The following is a 15,276-nucleotide window of genomic DNA, read 5'->3' on the forward strand; positions in this document are numbered from 1 at the left end:
GCAATGAAAGCCCCAGTGGGGCTTTCAAGCGACAGAACGGTCTTGCGATAGCAAGATGGCGGAGTTTCACTCCGACAAATTCGCGTTTTCCCCTGCCTGTTGGGTGATATACTCGTCCAGCTCGCTGCTCTGCCAGGTATAGCGCTGCAAAAGCTGCCAATCGCAATCGGGGCGGGCCAGCTGAGCATCCACACAGAAGCGCTCCAGAGGCAGGCAGCACAGCAGGCTGAAGCTGAACGCCGCTGCCACAAAGGCCATGCGTACCGCCGGGATGCAGCGGAACAACCGCACCGCAGCCAGAACACTGGCCAGTAACAATGCTCCCAGCACCCACGCAGCCCAAATGCGCCGCACCGTTGGGCCGTACAGATTGATATACACTGCCAGCTTGGCCGCGGCCAGCATCGCAAACCCGGCACCGAACCCGCACAGCGCCACGGCCAACACGCGGGATAAGCCCTTTTGGGTAACCGGCTGCGCCCCCAAAAAGTGCAGTGCCGCCAGCACAGTAAGGTCCAGCGCCAGAATGCGGCAAAACTCCCAAAAACCGTTCACCGCAAACGCGGCGGCATCCGGCGCGGTCAGGGGCAGCGGTGCCCCAAGGGCAGCGGCGAATTCCGCCGCCTGCACGGCAAAAAACAACGTATACACACCGCACAGCACCGCCATGGCTAACACTCCCATCAGCTGAGGCAGGCGCGGCAGGGCTGCCAGTTTGCCGTAAAACTGTTCCGCCGCAACAGGCGGCGCCTTGCGCCGGGCGCTGCCGCCCGCCAGACCAAACAACCAGGCACCAACAGGCAGGGAGAGCGCAAAGATCAGCAGATTTGCCAGCAGGGCATCCTGCCCGAACAGCTGCCCCAGCCAGCTGCCAAGATGCCCCCACAGCCGGGCAAAGTTATCATCCGCCCCCGCCAACGTGGCGCAGGCCGCACCGCCCAGCAGCAGGGCAGCAGTTATACTGACGGCGGTTTCCAGCGTGCGGCCTTTGCGTCCCGCATGATTGGCCCACCAGCGGTGCAGTGCCTGCCACAGCAGCTGGGTACGCAGCAAAAAGTTGCCGAATGGGATGGCAAACATGCCCGCCACGCCATCCAGCAGCACAAGGCAGCTGGTGCGGCCAGCCGCCAGTAAATCATTGCGGGCCAGCACATAATAAATAGCCGTGCAGTGCCACGCCACGACCTGCCAGAAGCCAAGGTCGTCCGTGTGCAGGCTCCACCCCGCCATGGCCAGGCTTTGCACCAGCCAGCAGCACCACCAGGCCGCGGCGGTCCGACTGGGTTTGCGGTCCCCCGCCCAGGCGGCGAGCTCCACCACTATGGTATACAGCGCCACAAACACCAGCACTCCGGCGCGCCAGGCGGAGTACTCGCTCGCCACCCCAAAACCCAGGCAGCGGTCAACATATTCATAGCCCGCCGCATAGCTCAGCAACAGGGCGGCCAGCATGACCCACTGCGGATTTTTGGGTGCAGAAAATGGAAGGGGCTGGCCTGCAGCCTCTTTTTTATCAAATTTCATTGGGTTGTCTCCTTATATCAAGGGCAATACCGCATAATTCTAAGTGCCGATATGGCGAGCGAGGTGCGGCAGATGCCAAGCCAAAAGCGCAGATAATACTGGATGCTGCAAAGGTGAGCGCCGCCAGTGGCGGAAACAGCGAACCGAAGCAGGGGCAGCGGTCGCAGAGTGCGAGGGGCTTTTGCCCCCGAAGCACGATGCGGGTACCGCAACCCGACATTATCGAGCATTTTGGCAACGCAGATGCCGTGCCGCAGCTGCCGGAGCGGTGCTTAAGCCGCTAGGCGGGAATTGTGCGGTGTTGCCCAAGGTCGTTTCTTTACGTTTCGTCCGGGCGGTATTCCAACAGGTCAGCGGGCTGGCAGTCCAGCGCTTTGCACAGGGCTTCCAGGGTGGAAAACCGCACCGCTTTTGCTTTGTTGTTTTTCAGGATGGAAAGGTTGGCCGGGGTAATGCCGATGGTTTCAGCCAGCTCCCCCGCCCCCATGTGGCGCTTTGCCATCATCACATCCAGGTTGACGATAATTGGCATCTTCTGCGCCCCCTTACACGGTATAGTCCAGTTCGTCTTTCATCTTAACGGCCTGGGCAAACGCATTTTTGATGACCCGCACGATCAGCGCCATAAACGCCGCCGCAACGCCAATGGCAAAGATGAACGGCAGCCCCAGCACAGCACCCACCGGCAGGCAGAGCGCTGCAGCCCAGGTGCAGCACCAGCTGATGCGCCGCAGGGCCAACACGTTGGCAGGGGTAAACACCTCTTCTTTTTCAATGCGCGCCAAAAACATGTACAGGTTATACAGCATCCACAGGGCCAGCGCGGCGCTGCAATAGCCCAGCCCCAGCAAAAAATACCCCAGCTTTGGCCCATGCACCAGCTGCAGCGCGTGCACCGCCAAAACCCAGCTGACGATGCGCGGCCCGCACAGCACCATCACCACGCACCCCATGGCCGCCGCCAGGGTGGCGAACTTGGTCAGCATAATGCTTTTGTGGTCGTTCCAGCCAAAAAAGTTTTCTGGTAATTGACGCATTGGTCATTCCCCCTGATGTTTTATGGTATATCCGATGCTGTTATCATAGCATATATCGCATCGTTTTACAATACATTTTTATTGTTTTTCAATATATTTATTCTGTTTTACAATGCGTTTATGCTTCAGGTTCCTGCACCAGCTGCCCTGCGGCAGATTTTCTGGCTGAAAATGCGGCAAAAAGCTTGACTTTTTCTCCCATACCTGTTACAATATTTAAGCTGTAACAGGCAAATTGAGTATTTGTGCCCGTAGCTCAGTTGGTAGAGCACCTGACTTTTAATCAGGGTGTCCGGGATTCGAATTCCCGCGGGCGCACCAAAAAGCACCAGACAAATTTTTGTCCGGTGCTTTTTTGTTGTGTCATTCAAGATTCTCAACATTGTGATTCCTTTTTGGCTGCTTAGCCCGCTTTTCATTTCCTCCAGATCATCACCCCCATCCAGAACAGGTTGGCGAAGATCCTGTCGGTGCCGGTGGCCACCATGGCCGGGAACAATGCCCAGGACAGCACCACCCGATGGCAATATGCCCCAGCATCTGCCGCGTTCCTGGAATACATTCGCTCTCGGCTGGGGGATGCCTTTTGCTGATTTCACCCATACCAACAACAAACACCGTGCCGCCATGCAGGGGGTTCTCCTGCTTGCGGCACGGTGCTTTGTTGTATCAGGCTATTGTCGGGTTATTGTTTCTTTTTGGCAAGCTGTCTGCCCACGGCCCACAGCCAATCCAATGCGGCGGCGGCAAGGGCGGGGTACACGATCAGGCCGAACAGCTGGTACCAGGCGGGGATAAAGTAATCTGCCCCGCCGGGCAGGGTGCTGGCGGCGTTCAGGGTAATGCTTTGCGGAGTAAAGGTCAGGCCCACGGTCTTGTTTTCATCGGGGCTGCAGGGATCCAGCCGCAGTGCCACGATCTGGGTGCGCGGCAGGGTGTACACATAGGTGCCGTCTGCCAGCACTTTGGGGAAGACGCGGCGGTCCTGGCTGTAGGGCTCCCCCATTTTTGTGGTGTAATACAGGCACATTTCGCGGGAATCGCCGTCAAACTCCACGTTGTAGCTCACGGTACGCACCACGCGGCCGGATACATCCTCCAAAATCATCTGCGGGTCGCCGCCTGTGGTAATCAGCTGGCCCTGGGGTGCGCTGTTCTCCCCCGGCTCCCCCCAGGTCAGCTCGGCCAGCTGCCAGCTTTCAATGGGAATCGAGGTTTCAGTCAGGGTGCCTTTTGCCTTGGCGGAGCTGTCCCCCGCAAAGGCCACCGCACCCTGCACCAGCCAGAACACCAGCGCCGCGCACCAGCACAGCACCGGCAAGGCAAAGCGATGGGCAAACAGTCGGTTCAGGCGGCTTTTCCATGTCATCTCTTTCATTGGGCCGCCTCCTTGCTCATCTGCATTGTGACCGGCTCATACCCGGCATCCGTTACGCGGTAGAGCAGGGTCTGCCCCGCCTGCGCAGCGGCCAGGTGGTCGGTAAACAGGTTCTGATAGCTCTGCACAAAGATATCGTCGATCTTTTGCAGGTAAAGCACCGTACAGCCGTTGGCACGCACGGTTTCATCCAGGCGTTCAGCGGTGTAGGGGTGGTAGTAGCGCTGCTTCACGCCCTCCTCCTGCGGTTCCAGCTCCGGCAGGCCGAAGGTTCCGCCGCCGCCCTCCTGCGTGGCCCCCACGCCGGAGTAATCCACCAGGACGGGGTAAAAATCAAACACGGCAGAGAACCAGTGTTCGCCGTTATCCCCCTGGCTGACAAAAAACACGCGGTCGTTTTCGTTCAGGTAATCGCTGCGCAGCCAGTCAGCTTCGGTGCGGGCGGTCTTGCGGTCGGCGAATTCGCCATCCGAGAAGCCCAGCACCGAAAGCTGCGGCAGGATCATGCCGTTCACCCGCACCAGCATGGCGGCGGCCATCAGCAGAACACCGGCCTGGCCCGCCAGGGCAATCCAGTGGCGGGCCGAGGCTTTCTGTTCGCCATCCGCGGTTTGCAGGGCGGTGCTCCAGCAGGCCAGCGCCATAAAGAACCAGCCGATATAGTAGGTATAGATATAGCGGTTATAATCCACCAGCCCCACGGCCTGATCTGGCTTGAAAATAAAGCCATAGCTGAGCGCCAGCATGAGGTTATACCCCACAAAGCATGCAAGGGACAGCACCCCGATGCAGCCAATGCGCAACTTGAGCTGGCGGCCTCTGGCGCAGATGGCCGCCACCAAGAACACCAGCAGAATCAGCACCACAACATTGCGGCCCTGGCCGATCATGCTCAGCCGACCATCCGAAGTCCAGAACTGGTGGCCCATATCGGCCATGGCTTGGGTAAACTGGCTCTGGCGCTCGGCGTAAAAGCCCTCCACCGACTGGCCCAGCAAAATCTTGATGCCGTTGATGACCACAGCGGACAAGGGGGCGCTGGTTTCGCCGGTGCCGCCCTCGCTGGCACTTTTGGCAACCAGAATGCCCACATAGCGGATGTTCCAGAAATAATAGATCAGCATGGGCGCGGCAAAGCAGGCAATGGCAAAGCCGGTGCGGCGGGCAAGGCCCTTTTTGAAGGGGTGCTCCGCAAACAGCCAGGCATCCACAGCCATCAGCCCCGCCGCCACCAGGGACAGCACAAAGGTGTTGGCCTTGATGTTGGCCGCCAGCGCCAGTACCGGCAGTACGGCCCACTTGGGGCCGCCGGTTTTGCGCAGCGCCAGCCACAGCGCCACAGCGCCGCCCAGTGCAAGGCCCGCGGGCACATCGCCATAGGCGGTCATATAAGTGGTATCCAGATAGATCGTATGGTTATACACCGTCAAAAACCAGGGGGCAAACCAGCAGATTGCTGCCAGCGGCACCGCAATGCGGTACTGGCGGAAGTTCAGCCCGCCCAGCACCGCGGCAAACACGGCGGCGGCCAGCACATCATACGCCACATAGATCTTCCAGTCTGCATAATGGCCCAAAAACTGGAAGAAGTAGGAGAGCAGCGGCAGGCCGGGGTTCTGGGTCTGGGGCCAGGGGGTTCCAAGGGTAGCCAGGGCATACAGGCGGTTATCCGCCTTGGTCACCTTTACGGCGGTAGCCCACAGGCTGAGTTCATCATACTTGGTTGCCAGCGGCTGGCGGATGAAAAAGTACACCGCAAATGCCAGCGCCATGCCCCAGAACAGCACCGCCCCCGGTGTAACCAGGCGGCGGTAGGCCGGACGCTGGCCTTTGTGGGGCACCAGCGCCCACACGCCGCTGCCCGCAAACACCGCCCACAGCAGCACAGTGCCGGGCAGCAGCAGGTTTGCCATGCCTGCAGCCGTCAGCCAGGCAACGGCAATGCCCAGCGCGGTCAGCGGGGCCAGCGCAGCATGCAGGTTACATTTGAGCGTTAGGAACGCGCAGAACAAAAACAGCACCGCCAGCGCGGCAAAGATGCAAAGCAGCTCCATAGAATCACCATTTTATACAACATAAAAGCCCTGCGGGTGTGCCCCCAAGCCATGGGCGCACCGCCCCACAGGGCTCTTTTTTACTTTTTGCGGAAAACATCAACGGCAAGGCAGGCAAACGCAGCCCCCACAGCCGGGGCAAACAACAGCAGCAGCCATTGGCCGCCGTTTGGCACAAAGCGCAGGTACCACGGCTGCACCGGGTTGAGCACCACGCCGTCCAGCCGGGTAGGCACGCCGCCCACACTGTCCGGGTCAATGCGCAGCCCGGTCACGGTAAGGCCGCCCAGGTCAAAGGTATACTGGTTTTCGCCGCTCACGCGGGCAAAAACTTTCTGGGTCTCGCTGTACTCGGTCTGGCCGGGGCTCAGGTAATACAATGCCACGCTGCCGGGCGGCAGATAGTGCACGGCGTCCAGCTCCACCGTTTCCAGCCAGGCTTCGCCCCGCCAGATGATGTGCGGGTCGTTGTCGGTGGAAAGATACCAGCCGGGTTCATCCACCGGCGCGGTATGCCATTCATCGTCATCATAATTGACAAAGCTTTCAAATTCCAGGTCATCCGCCGTCAGGGTGCGGGTCACCATAGTGCCGTCTGCTTTATGGTTCAGCATCACAGCGCTGCCCACCAGCACGTACACCAGCCACACAATAACAGCGGCGGCATATGCCAATATCAGCAGCTGCTGGGGGCGCAGCGGGCGGCCCGCACGGGCGGGGGCGGCGAAACGCTTGGTTGGGCGTTTATCTTTCATTGTACCACCCCGCTTTCTGCCACAGCCACCGGGGTAAAGGCGATCGGCTTGCTGCGGCCTTCAAACCGGTAGAGGGTTGCGGGCATATTAGCTTTCAGCCCGCCTTCGAACCGGCTGCTGAACTCCCGCTCCAGATAGTCGTCCGCGCGGTCGATCAGCAGGTAGTCGATCTGCTTTTCTTCCATATAGGCGGTCAGAGAGTCTGCGGTGCAGACCGCCTCAAAGTCATACAAGGTCCAGTTCAGGCTTTCCACCAGGTTCATAAAGTCGGAGTCCCACCGGCTGGAATAATCATCGTTGCCCCACCAGGTACCGCCATAGCCGTTGACCACCTTGGCGGTCAGCTCATACTTGTAGTAGTACCAGCGGGTGGCATCATCGCCCTGACTGATGACCAGCACGCGGTCCGGCCAGTCCAGCACGGTGTTCATTGCTTCAGCGCGGTTCTTTACATCGCGGCGCAGGGTGTACAGGCTGTCGGCGTTGGTCCAGAACCCGGCTGCGGGCACACCGCGCCAGGCAAAAATACCCAGCACTGCCGCAGCGGCCAGCCCCAGCGCCGCACGGCCCAGCCGCTGCGCCGCGCCGCTGCCCTGCCCCACCGCAAAGCCCAGCACACAGAAGCCGTACAGCATCCACCCCTGCAGGTAGGGCGCGATATAACGCTCATAGTCCTTCAAGGCGGAGCCTTCGGCCTCGGAGAAATTGTAGAAGTACAAAATCAGGTGGAAGAGATACAGCGCGGCAAAGCAGAACGCCCCGCCCACAAAGCCAACCACAGTGCGGCGGCGTGCGGCACCGGCAGGCGCTGCCACAAAGGCCGCCGTGAACAGCAGCAGAATGCAGCTGACGGCCATGATGGGCGCGCCCACCAAACAGACGCGGCGGTACAAAAATGCCTGGCCCATGCTCTGCATGATCTGGGCAAAGCGTTCTTCGCGCCCAATGCCCAGCAGCTGCTTGATGCCGCCGGTCAGCACAGCACCATAGCTCAGGCCCGCGCTGCCCACGCTGGCCCCAGTGGTTTCGGTTGGGGTCACGGCGGCGGTATAGCGGTTCCAGCTGATAAACACCGCCAGCACCACCGCCGCCAGAATACTGCATTTTGCCAGCGATACGCCGAAAATGCGGGCCGGCTTTGTATCCGGGTGCGGCGTACCGAACAGCTGATCCAGCCCGATCAGGAACGTAACGATCAAGGCATAGGCAAAACCGATATCTTTGGTCATGGTCAGCACGGCAAGTGGCATGGCACAGGCAAAAAAGCCGGTTTTGCGCCCGCCCGCCGCGGCATACAGGCACAGGGTTCCGCCAAACAGCAGCGCCAGGGGGGTGTCCGCCATGGCGTTGGCGTAAATGGTGGATGGGGTGCCCGCCGGAACCACGCTGAAAAAGAACGGCAGAAGAAAGCCCGCAGCAAACACCAACACAGCACCCGCCCAGTTTTTGCGCGGCATGGCTGCCGCCGGGGCAATGCAGGCCAGGAACAAAATATCCAGCCCGGCCAGGCACTGCCATTCATAAAACTGGCCCGGTACGCGCTGGAAGAGATAGGAAACCAGGCTGGTTGCCGGGTAGGTAAAGCTCGCCGTCAGGTTGATGGGATCCGCCACATACAGCGCAGCGCGCTCCGCCACCATCTTGGGGGCCAGGCCCCAGGCGGTAAATTCATCCCACTGGGTAAACATGGGCTGCTGCAAAGCAAACAGCACCCACAAAAAGCAGCTGCCGCCCACAAAAAGCAAAAAGCCGGGGCTGAACAGCGCCCGCCGGATAGCCCGCCACCCGGCACGCACCCCAAAGTAGACCCCGCCGGCCAGCCAGACCGCCATGATGATAAAATGGCCGAACTGCAAAAGCCCCAGCAGGGAAAGCAGATACAGCACCACGACCGACCCGCACAAGGCGGGCAGCGGCAGCAGGGCGGCATCGAACCGGGTACATGCCGCCACGCACAGACAGCATGCGGAGAAGAACAACAAAAACAGCAGGCCGAATACAATCTGCACGGTACAGCACCTCCCGGAATTAGAATTAAATTAGTAATTAGCAATTAGCAATGAATCATTAGCGGTGGATTGCCGCCCGGTGGGCGGCTCAGAAATTTGGGGCAAGGTAGCATATAAAGGCTGATTCTATATTCGCAGACTATCACGCAAAAGCCGCGAAAAACCGCAGATTTGATCGTGCCGCAGGCACACCGCCATTATTCTTTATTCTTTTAAGGCAATATCGCATAATTCTAAGTGCCGATACAGCGAGCGAGGTGCGGCAGATGCCAAGCCAAAAGCGCAGATAATACTGGATGCTGCAAAGGTGAGCGCCGCCAGTGGCGGAAACAGCGAACCGAAGCAGGGGCAGCGGTCGCAGAGTGCGAGGGGCTTTTGCCCACGAAGCACGATGCGGGTACCGCAACCCGACATTATCGAGCATTTTGGCAACGCAGATGCCGTGCCGCAGCCGCCGGAGCGGTGCTTAAGCCATCAGGCGGGAATTGTGCGGTGTTGCCTTAACTATTCTCTCATATACGCGTAAGCCAGCTCACGCGTATACGACGTACACCGGCCCCACAAAGTAGTGCTGGAAGAGCAGCACAGCGCCAAAAACGGCATAGCAGGCGCACAGCGGGGTGATGGCCGCTTCGGCCTTTTCTTCCGTGATGGCGGGGCGGATGGTTTTGCGCAGCAGTACGGCCAGGGCGGGCAGCAATGCCAGCCAGACGCAGAGGAAATACCGCGCCTGCAGCCCCACAATGCGCACCATGCCCACCGGGGTATAGGTGATATACATGGCTGCCATGGCACCGGCGGCGTACACCAGCGCCAGCAGCGCCGCCCCACCCACGCGGCGGCGGGTGGGGAACGCATCGGCGCGTTTTGGCTGCGCAGCAGCCAGCAGGGCGGCCAACAGCAGCACCAGCGGGCCGGTCAGGTTCAAAAAGCTGATGGGCAGGTCCTTCCAGCCGAACAGGCCGAGCTGCCCAATAAAGAAATCATTCTCTCCCAGGGTCCCCCAGAACGCAGCAATGGTCCGCAGAGGGTTGCGCAGCACAAAGGCCAGCTGTTCACCGCCGTTTACCGTGCTGCCGCCCTGGCGCTCAATGATGGGATAGTTATAGCGGAACGCCGTGCCGTACCATTCCGTCAGCAGGGTAACGGCCATAGCACCGCCAAAGCCGCCCAGCGCCCACAGCGGGCGGCGTCCCTTGGCGTGCCATTCCCGCTTTGCCACCAAAAAGATAGGCAGCACCCACAAAAGGTTCAGGTACGGTTTAGCGATATTGACAAAGATGCAGGCGGCGGTGTAAATGCCTGCCGTTTGGGTGTTCCACTCCTTGCGGGTCAGCAGGGCAAGCATCAGGTAATAGCAGCCCAGCAGGGTTGCATCATAGCTCAGTGATGCCCCCATAAAAAGCGACATCGGCAGCAGCATAATGGCCGCAAAGGCCGGGCGGTAACGCTCCGCTTTGGCCAGCGCCAACGCGCACAACAGCGTGTAGGCCAGCAGGTTGACGATGCGCCCGCCATACAGGCAGCCCAACGCGCCAAAGCCCAGCAGGCGTGCCAGCGCCATACCAACCGCACCCGGCAGGAATGGAATGACCAGAAAGCTGACCGGCTCGCTGACCGGGTCCGGCACAGAATCCCGCACATCGTGCGCCAGGTACAGGGCAAAGCTATCCGCCATGCTCTGCACTGCGCCTTCCTTGCCGTATTGCTTCAGGGCATAGCCCGCGGTGTTATAGGCTTTTTCCGCCCCGGTATCGGGGTCGGTGCCCACACCGGCCGAGGTATGCGCATTCACCCATGCACCGGGGAACGCTTCCAGCAGGTAGGCCACATCGTCCGGGTAGGTGCGGGAAGCATCAAAATCAAAGTGCCCGGTGGAGATGGCATAGGTGCGCAGGTAATGGTCGGCTTCGTCCGGCGTTTGCAGCGGCGGGTTGGCAAATGCAAACAGCAACCCGCACAAAAAGATGCACACGGCCCCTTTTGCCGCAAATTCTTTTGCAAACCGCCGCACACAATACCCGGCCAGCAGACATACTTCCAGAAAGGCCGCACACCCTAGTGTAACCACCAGGGGGGACACACGGTTATCCAGCCCAAAGAACACCCGCCAGTAATAGGCCCACAGCACGCCGCACACGGCGGCGCACAGCACAGCCAGCCCCCACCGCACAGCGGCGGGCAGCTTTTGTAATTTTATTGGCATAAAACTTCCTTACAACCGGCCTTACAGAATGTACTGGCCGACCTTGTACTGGTCCAGATTGCCGCGCAGGAACTCAATGGTTTCGGCAAGGCCCTGTTCAAAGGTATACTGCGGTTTCCAATCGGTCAGGGTGCGCAGCTTGGTGGCATCGCCCAGCAGGCGGTTGACCTCGCTCTTTTCGGGGCGCAGGCGCTCGGCTTCGCAGACGATCCTGGCGCTGGGGTTGATCTGGGCAATCAGCTCATTGGCCAAATCGCCGATGGAATGTTCCACGCCGGTGGCAATGTTGATTTCCTGGCCAATGGCGGCATCGCAGTCCGCAATGGCCATAAAGCCGTGGGCGGTGTCCTTAACATAGTTAAAGTCGCGGGTGGGGGTCAGGCTGCCTAGCTTGATCTCCTGCTGGCCGGCCAGCAGCTGGGTGATGATGGTGGGGATGATGGCGCGGCCGCTCTGGCGCGGGCCATAGGTGTTGAAGGGACGCACAATGGAAACCGGCAGGTCAAAGCTGCGGTAAAAGCTTTCAGCCAGGCGGTCCGCGCCGATCTTGGTGGCAGAGTAGGGGCTCTGGCCCTGGAACGGGTGATGCTCGTCAATGGGCACATACTGGGCGGTGCCGTATACTTCGCTGGTGGAAGTAACCATCACGCGCTGGGTGCCCAGCTCACGGGCGGCGTTCAGCACGTTCAGGGTGCCCTTGATGTTGGTATCCACATAGCTGTCCGGGCTGTGGTAGCTGAACGGAATGGCAATCAGGGCCGCCAGATGGAACACGCGCTCCTGCCCGCGCATGGCAGTACGCACGCCGTTGGGGTCACGTACATCGCCCATAAAGATATCCATTTCATTGCGAATCTCCGGGGGCAGGGTATCGATCCAGCCCAGGGAACCAAACGAGTTATACAGGCAGAAAGCACGCACTTTCTCGCCGCTTTTTACCAGCTCTTCGGCCAGATGGCTGCCGATAAAGCCATCGGCACCGGTCACCATAACGGTATGGGACATTGTAAAAACACTCCTTTTTATATGGCAATACCGCCCGCAGGGCAGAACAATCCAATTATTACAAAATAGTATAACCGATTTGCGGCCTGATTTCAACCAATGCCCCGCCCAGCGTGCAAAAAAGTGCCGGGGCTGCCGCGGATAGGGTAGACCTGCATTAAATTTATATAAAGATTATTCCGTTTGTATCAAAGAGTTCGGCAATATGTTATAATAGGGCAATACCGCATAATTCTAAGTGCCGATACGGCGAGCGAGGTGCGGCAGATGCCAAGCCAAAAGCGCAGATAATACTTTGTGTATTATCGAGCATTTTGGCAACGCAGATGCCGTGCCGCAGCTGCCGGAGCGGTGCTTAAGCCGCAAGGCGGGAATTGTGCGGTGTTGCCATAGGATAAATACAGTGCTGGGCCGCCTTGCCGCATTCCCTGCCCTGTAGTGGAAAGGAGCCTGCACCCATGCCGCAACGCGAACCTGCCCTGCTTTGGCTGCGGGACTGCGCCCTGACCGCATTGGTTCTTGCGCTGTGTACGCTGACAAGCTGGGTATTTTTCCGGCTGGATTTTGTTTCTTCCAACTATATCCTGACCTATATCCTGGGCGTCATGTATATCAACGTCTTTACATCGGGGTTGATGTACGGCGTCGTGGCTTCGCTGTTCTCGGTGATGCTGGTCAACTATATGTTCATTGACCCTTTTATGCAGTTCCGCATCCGGTCAGACGACATGGTAACGGCAGTGGTCATGCTCTGCGTTTCGCTGCTCTGCTCCTCGCTGACAGGGCGTATCAAGGTACAGGCCGCCCAAAGCGAGCGCAAAGCCTATGCTTCGCAGGTGCTGCTGGAAGCCAGCCGCAGCCTGTTGGGGGCCGAGGACCCTGACACCATTCTGCGGATAACGGCCACCCAGCTGGGCAAGCTGTTGGAGCGCCCGGTCTGCTTTGCCCCCGCACCGGAGCACATTGCACCGGGAACCCTGATTCTGCCCCCTCCCGCCCAGACGGATTACCGCAGTTGCCCGGCGCTGCATGAGTTCAGCACCTATGAGCACAATCTGGCATTATCCATCCTGGATGTGTGTTCCCTGGCGCTGGAAAAAGAAGCCTCCAACCGCGCCCGACGCGAAATTGAGGAAGCCGCCCGCCAGGAACAGCTGCGCGCCAACCTGCTGCGCAGCATCAGCCATGATCTGCGCACCCCGCTGACAAGCATTTCCGGCAACGCGCTAATTTTGACCGAGAAAAATCCCCTGCTGACCGAGGAAAAGCGCCGGGAGCTTTCTGCCGCAATTTATGAGGACGCCAACTGGCTGAACCATCTGGTGGAAAATCTGCTTTCCATCACCCGGATGGAGAACGGCCAGGTAAACCTGCGCATTCAGCCGGAGCTGATTCAAGATATTTTTGACGATGTACTGACTCATTTAGACCATGACGCCGCCAGCCACACCATTGTGACCAACGTGGCGGATGACCTGCTGATGGCCGATATGGATGCCCAGCTGATCGAGCAGGTGCTGGTGAACCTCATCAACAACGCCATCAAATATACCCCCGAACATTCCCGCATCGAGCTTTTCGCCGCGCCGGAGGGTAAATTTGTCCGCATCTGCGTAACGGATGACGGCCCCGGCATCCCGGAAGAAAGCCGGGACAAGCTGTTTGATATGTTTTATACCCTTGGCAAAACCCGCAGCGATGGCCGCCGCGGGCTGGGTCTTGGGCTGGCCTTGTGCCGTTCCATTGTTGCCGCCCATGGCGGTGTGATCGATGTACAGAACGCTGCACCGCACGGTGCCTGCTTCCGTTTTACACTCCCGCGAACTGAGGTGACCCTGTATGAATAAACCGCTGATCCTTGTGGTGGAGGATGACCCGGCTGTTGCACGGCTGATCTCCACCACACTGGAAACCCGCAATTATCAGTACCACCGTGTACAGAACGGAGCCGGTGCCCTGTTGGAAGCTGCTTCGGCACGGCCGGATGTAATTTTGCTGGACCTTGGCCTGCCGGATATGGACGGTATTGATGTGATCCGCAAGATTCGCGGGTGGAGCAACGTGCCCATTCTGGTGGTTTCGGCCCGCAGTGATGATACCGACAAAGTATCCGCCCTGGATGCCGGTGCAGATGATTACCTGACCAAGCCGTTCAGCGTAGAGGAGCTTTTGGCCCGGCTGCGCGTGGCGCTGCGCCGTGTGCGGTATGATACTTCCCGCGCAGGTGACCAGGCCAGCATATATGAGAACGGAGAACTGCGCATTGACTATGCCGCAGGCTGTGTGTACCGCGGCGGAACGGAGATTCACCTGACCCCCATTGAGTACAAGCTGATCTGCGTTCTGGCCAAGAACACCGGCAAAGTGCTGACCCACAACTATCTGCTGAACGAAGTCTGGGGCAGCCCGGCCGCATCGGATACGCCGTCCCTGCGCGTATTTATGGCAACGCTGCGCAAAAAAATTGAGGAAGATCCCAGCCACCCCCGCTATATCCAGACCCACATCGGCGTTGGCTACCGCATGATCCGCCAGTAAAGTTTGGCTTTCAAAATGTAACCGCAACAGCCCGTCCATCCGTTTGTTGCCGGATGAGCGGGCTGTTTCAATTTTATTTATTCGGTTTTCTCCGCTTTACTTGGCTGCGCGGCGTCCGCCTTTGCCGCCGGTCTTTTTGGCGTGGCCGGTGCCGGTCTGGGTGCGGGTGGACTTGGGGGCCGTTTTCTTGGGTTCCGGCTTTGGCATATCCTTTTGCAGCAGCTTATCCGGCACGGGCTGGATGCTCCACAGCTGGTTTTCGCCAAACACATCCTGCCAGATCTGGGCCTGGGTACCGTTATCGACCCGCATGCCTACCAGGTCAATGACCTTATCAGCCAGCACATTGCGGATCTTGGCCTTGCCGCCATCGGCGGGAACAATCTCCCACCGCTGGCCCTTGCCGGTGGTTTTCTCCCACTGGTGCACCCAGGTTCCGTTCACAACACCGCTCATGGCCAGGTCCATCACCTTGCCGGTAAAGCGGTTTTTGATGCGGTACTGGCCTTCAGCGGCTTCCTCAAAAATCCATTGCTGCCAGGGCTGACCCTCATAGCTCCACAGGCGGATGGATGCGCCGTTCTCGGTGTTGAAATCGGCAACTTCCAGTACGCGGCCATTGGCGGCAGCGATAGTATAGCAGGCGCCTTCCCGAATGACGGTCTGTGCGGATTTTTTCATAGCGTTTTTCCTCCTTTGCCTGTGCGGCGCTTTTGGTGCCTTACAGGTTATGTATTTATTGTACATATTATAGCACATTCGCACAAAGC

General features: G+C 59.1%; 13 protein-coding genes and 1 tRNA gene. 3 read left to right on the plus strand and 11 right to left on the minus strand.

The window, feature by feature from the left end; all coding sequences use genetic code 11:
• Positions 1-66: 66 nt before the first annotated feature.
• The 3 genes from PG062_RS15100 to PG062_RS15110 form a co-directional block, all read right to left on the minus strand.
• Entirely contained in the window at positions 67-1,524 is a 1,458-nt protein-coding gene (locus PG062_RS15100) for a DUF4153 domain-containing protein (RefSeq protein ID WP_270752904.1), read from the minus strand.
• A gap of 319 nt (positions 1,525-1,843) precedes the next feature.
• Positions 1,844-2,056, minus strand: a complete 213-nt coding sequence (locus PG062_RS15105) for a helix-turn-helix domain-containing protein (RefSeq protein ID WP_114000779.1) — start codon at positions 2,054-2,056, stop codon at positions 1,844-1,846.
• A gap of 13 nt (positions 2,057-2,069) precedes the next feature.
• Positions 2,070-2,561, minus strand: coding sequence for a DUF2975 domain-containing protein (locus PG062_RS15110; protein ID WP_270752905.1), 492 nt, complete (start codon positions 2,559-2,561; stop codon positions 2,070-2,072).
• 245 nt (positions 2,562-2,806) lie between these two features.
• On the opposite strand from PG062_RS15110, the gene PG062_RS15115 reads away from it, so the two are divergent.
• A tRNA-Lys gene (locus PG062_RS15115) sits at positions 2,807-2,882 on the plus strand.
• A gap of 94 nt (positions 2,883-2,976) precedes the next feature.
• On the opposite strand, the gene PG062_RS15120 is transcribed toward PG062_RS15115, so the two are convergent.
• The 7 genes from PG062_RS15120 to PG062_RS15150 form a co-directional block, all read right to left on the minus strand.
• Complete coding sequence (locus tag PG062_RS15120) at positions 2,977-3,123, minus strand: hypothetical protein (RefSeq protein ID WP_270752906.1); 147 nt, start codon at positions 3,121-3,123, stop codon at positions 2,977-2,979.
• Positions 3,124-3,246: 123 nt separating this feature from the next.
• A complete protein-coding gene (locus PG062_RS15125; RefSeq protein ID WP_270752907.1) occupies positions 3,247-3,939 on the minus strand; it encodes a hypothetical protein in 693 nt (230 codons plus the stop codon).
• Positions 3,936-5,993, minus strand: a complete 2,058-nt coding sequence (locus tag PG062_RS15130) for a hypothetical protein (RefSeq protein WP_270752908.1) — start codon at positions 5,991-5,993, stop codon at positions 3,936-3,938. The genes PG062_RS15125 and PG062_RS15130 overlap by 4 nt, the downstream gene beginning before the upstream one ends.
• 80 nt (positions 5,994-6,073) lie before the next feature.
• A complete protein-coding gene (locus tag PG062_RS15135) occupies positions 6,074-6,748 on the minus strand; it encodes a hypothetical protein (protein ID WP_270752909.1) in 675 nt (224 codons plus the stop codon).
• Positions 6,745-8,757 (minus strand): hypothetical protein, encoded by a 2,013-nt coding sequence (locus tag PG062_RS15140; protein ID WP_270752910.1) that lies wholly within the window; start codon positions 8,755-8,757, stop codon positions 6,745-6,747. The genes PG062_RS15135 and PG062_RS15140 overlap by 4 nt, the downstream gene beginning before the upstream one ends.
• A 532-nt stretch (positions 8,758-9,289) precedes the next feature.
• Positions 9,290-10,963, minus strand: a complete 1,674-nt coding sequence (locus PG062_RS15145; RefSeq protein ID WP_270752911.1) for a DUF2142 domain-containing protein — start codon at positions 10,961-10,963, stop codon at positions 9,290-9,292.
• A gap of 21 nt (positions 10,964-10,984) precedes the next feature.
• Complete coding sequence (locus tag PG062_RS15150; RefSeq protein ID WP_114000321.1) at positions 10,985-11,968, minus strand: NAD-dependent 4,6-dehydratase LegB; 984 nt, start codon at positions 11,966-11,968, stop codon at positions 10,985-10,987.
• A 458-nt stretch (positions 11,969-12,426) separates the two neighbouring features.
• Between PG062_RS15150 and PG062_RS15155 the strand changes: the two genes are divergently transcribed.
• Both PG062_RS15155 and PG062_RS15160 read left to right on the plus strand, forming a co-directional pair.
• Positions 12,427-13,815 (plus strand): sensor histidine kinase, encoded by a 1,389-nt coding sequence (locus PG062_RS15155; protein ID WP_270752912.1) that lies wholly within the window; start codon positions 12,427-12,429, stop codon positions 13,813-13,815.
• A complete protein-coding gene (locus PG062_RS15160; protein ID WP_114000319.1) occupies positions 13,808-14,506 on the plus strand; it encodes a response regulator in 699 nt (232 codons plus the stop codon). The genes PG062_RS15155 and PG062_RS15160 overlap by 8 nt, the downstream gene beginning before the upstream one ends.
• Positions 14,507-14,602: 96 nt before the next feature.
• Here PG062_RS15160 and PG062_RS15165 read toward each other — a convergent pair whose 3' ends face one another.
• Positions 14,603-15,187, minus strand: coding sequence for an RICIN domain-containing protein (locus PG062_RS15165; RefSeq protein ID WP_270752913.1), 585 nt, complete (start codon positions 15,185-15,187; stop codon positions 14,603-14,605).
• Positions 15,188-15,276: the final 89 nt, after the last annotated feature.

This window comes from Gemmiger qucibialis, from assembly GCF_027689445.1.
In the GTDB taxonomy this organism is placed as follows: domain Bacteria; phylum Bacillota; class Clostridia; order Oscillospirales; family Ruminococcaceae; genus Gemmiger; species Gemmiger qucibialis.

What these genes read in the sequence shown, in the direction of transcription:
- PG062_RS15100 (WP_270752904.1), bottom strand. Translation starts at nt 1,524, where the DNA reads ATGAAATTTGATAAAAAAGAGGCTGCAGGCCAGCCCCTTCCATTTTCT.
- PG062_RS15120 (WP_270752906.1), bottom strand. Translation starts at nt 3,123, where the DNA reads ATGTATTCCAGGAACGCGGCAGATGCTGGGGCATATTGCCATCGGGTG.
- PG062_RS15165 (WP_270752913.1), bottom strand. Translation starts at nt 15,187, where the DNA reads ATGAAAAAATCCGCACAGACCGTCATTCGGGAAGGCGCCTGCTATACT.
- PG062_RS15160 (WP_114000319.1), top strand. Translation starts at nt 13,808, where the DNA reads ATGAATAAACCGCTGATCCTTGTGGTGGAGGATGACCCGGCTGTTGCA.
- PG062_RS15155 (WP_270752912.1), top strand. Translation starts at nt 12,427, where the DNA reads ATGCCGCAACGCGAACCTGCCCTGCTTTGGCTGCGGGACTGCGCCCTG.
- PG062_RS15150 (WP_114000321.1), bottom strand. Translation starts at nt 11,968, where the DNA reads ATGTCCCATACCGTTATGGTGACCGGTGCCGATGGCTTTATCGGCAGC.
- PG062_RS15130 (WP_270752908.1), bottom strand. Translation starts at nt 5,993, where the DNA reads ATGGAGCTGCTTTGCATCTTTGCCGCGCTGGCGGTGCTGTTTTTGTTC.
- PG062_RS15145 (WP_270752911.1), bottom strand. Translation starts at nt 10,963, where the DNA reads ATGCCAATAAAATTACAAAAGCTGCCCGCCGCTGTGCGGTGGGGGCTG.
- PG062_RS15135 (WP_270752909.1), bottom strand. Translation starts at nt 6,748, where the DNA reads ATGAAAGATAAACGCCCAACCAAGCGTTTCGCCGCCCCCGCCCGTGCG.
- PG062_RS15110 (WP_270752905.1), bottom strand. Translation starts at nt 2,561, where the DNA reads ATGCGTCAATTACCAGAAAACTTTTTTGGCTGGAACGACCACAAAAGC.
- PG062_RS15105 (WP_114000779.1), bottom strand. Translation starts at nt 2,056, where the DNA reads ATGCCAATTATCGTCAACCTGGATGTGATGATGGCAAAGCGCCACATG.
- PG062_RS15125 (WP_270752907.1), bottom strand. Translation starts at nt 3,939, where the DNA reads ATGAAAGAGATGACATGGAAAAGCCGCCTGAACCGACTGTTTGCCCAT.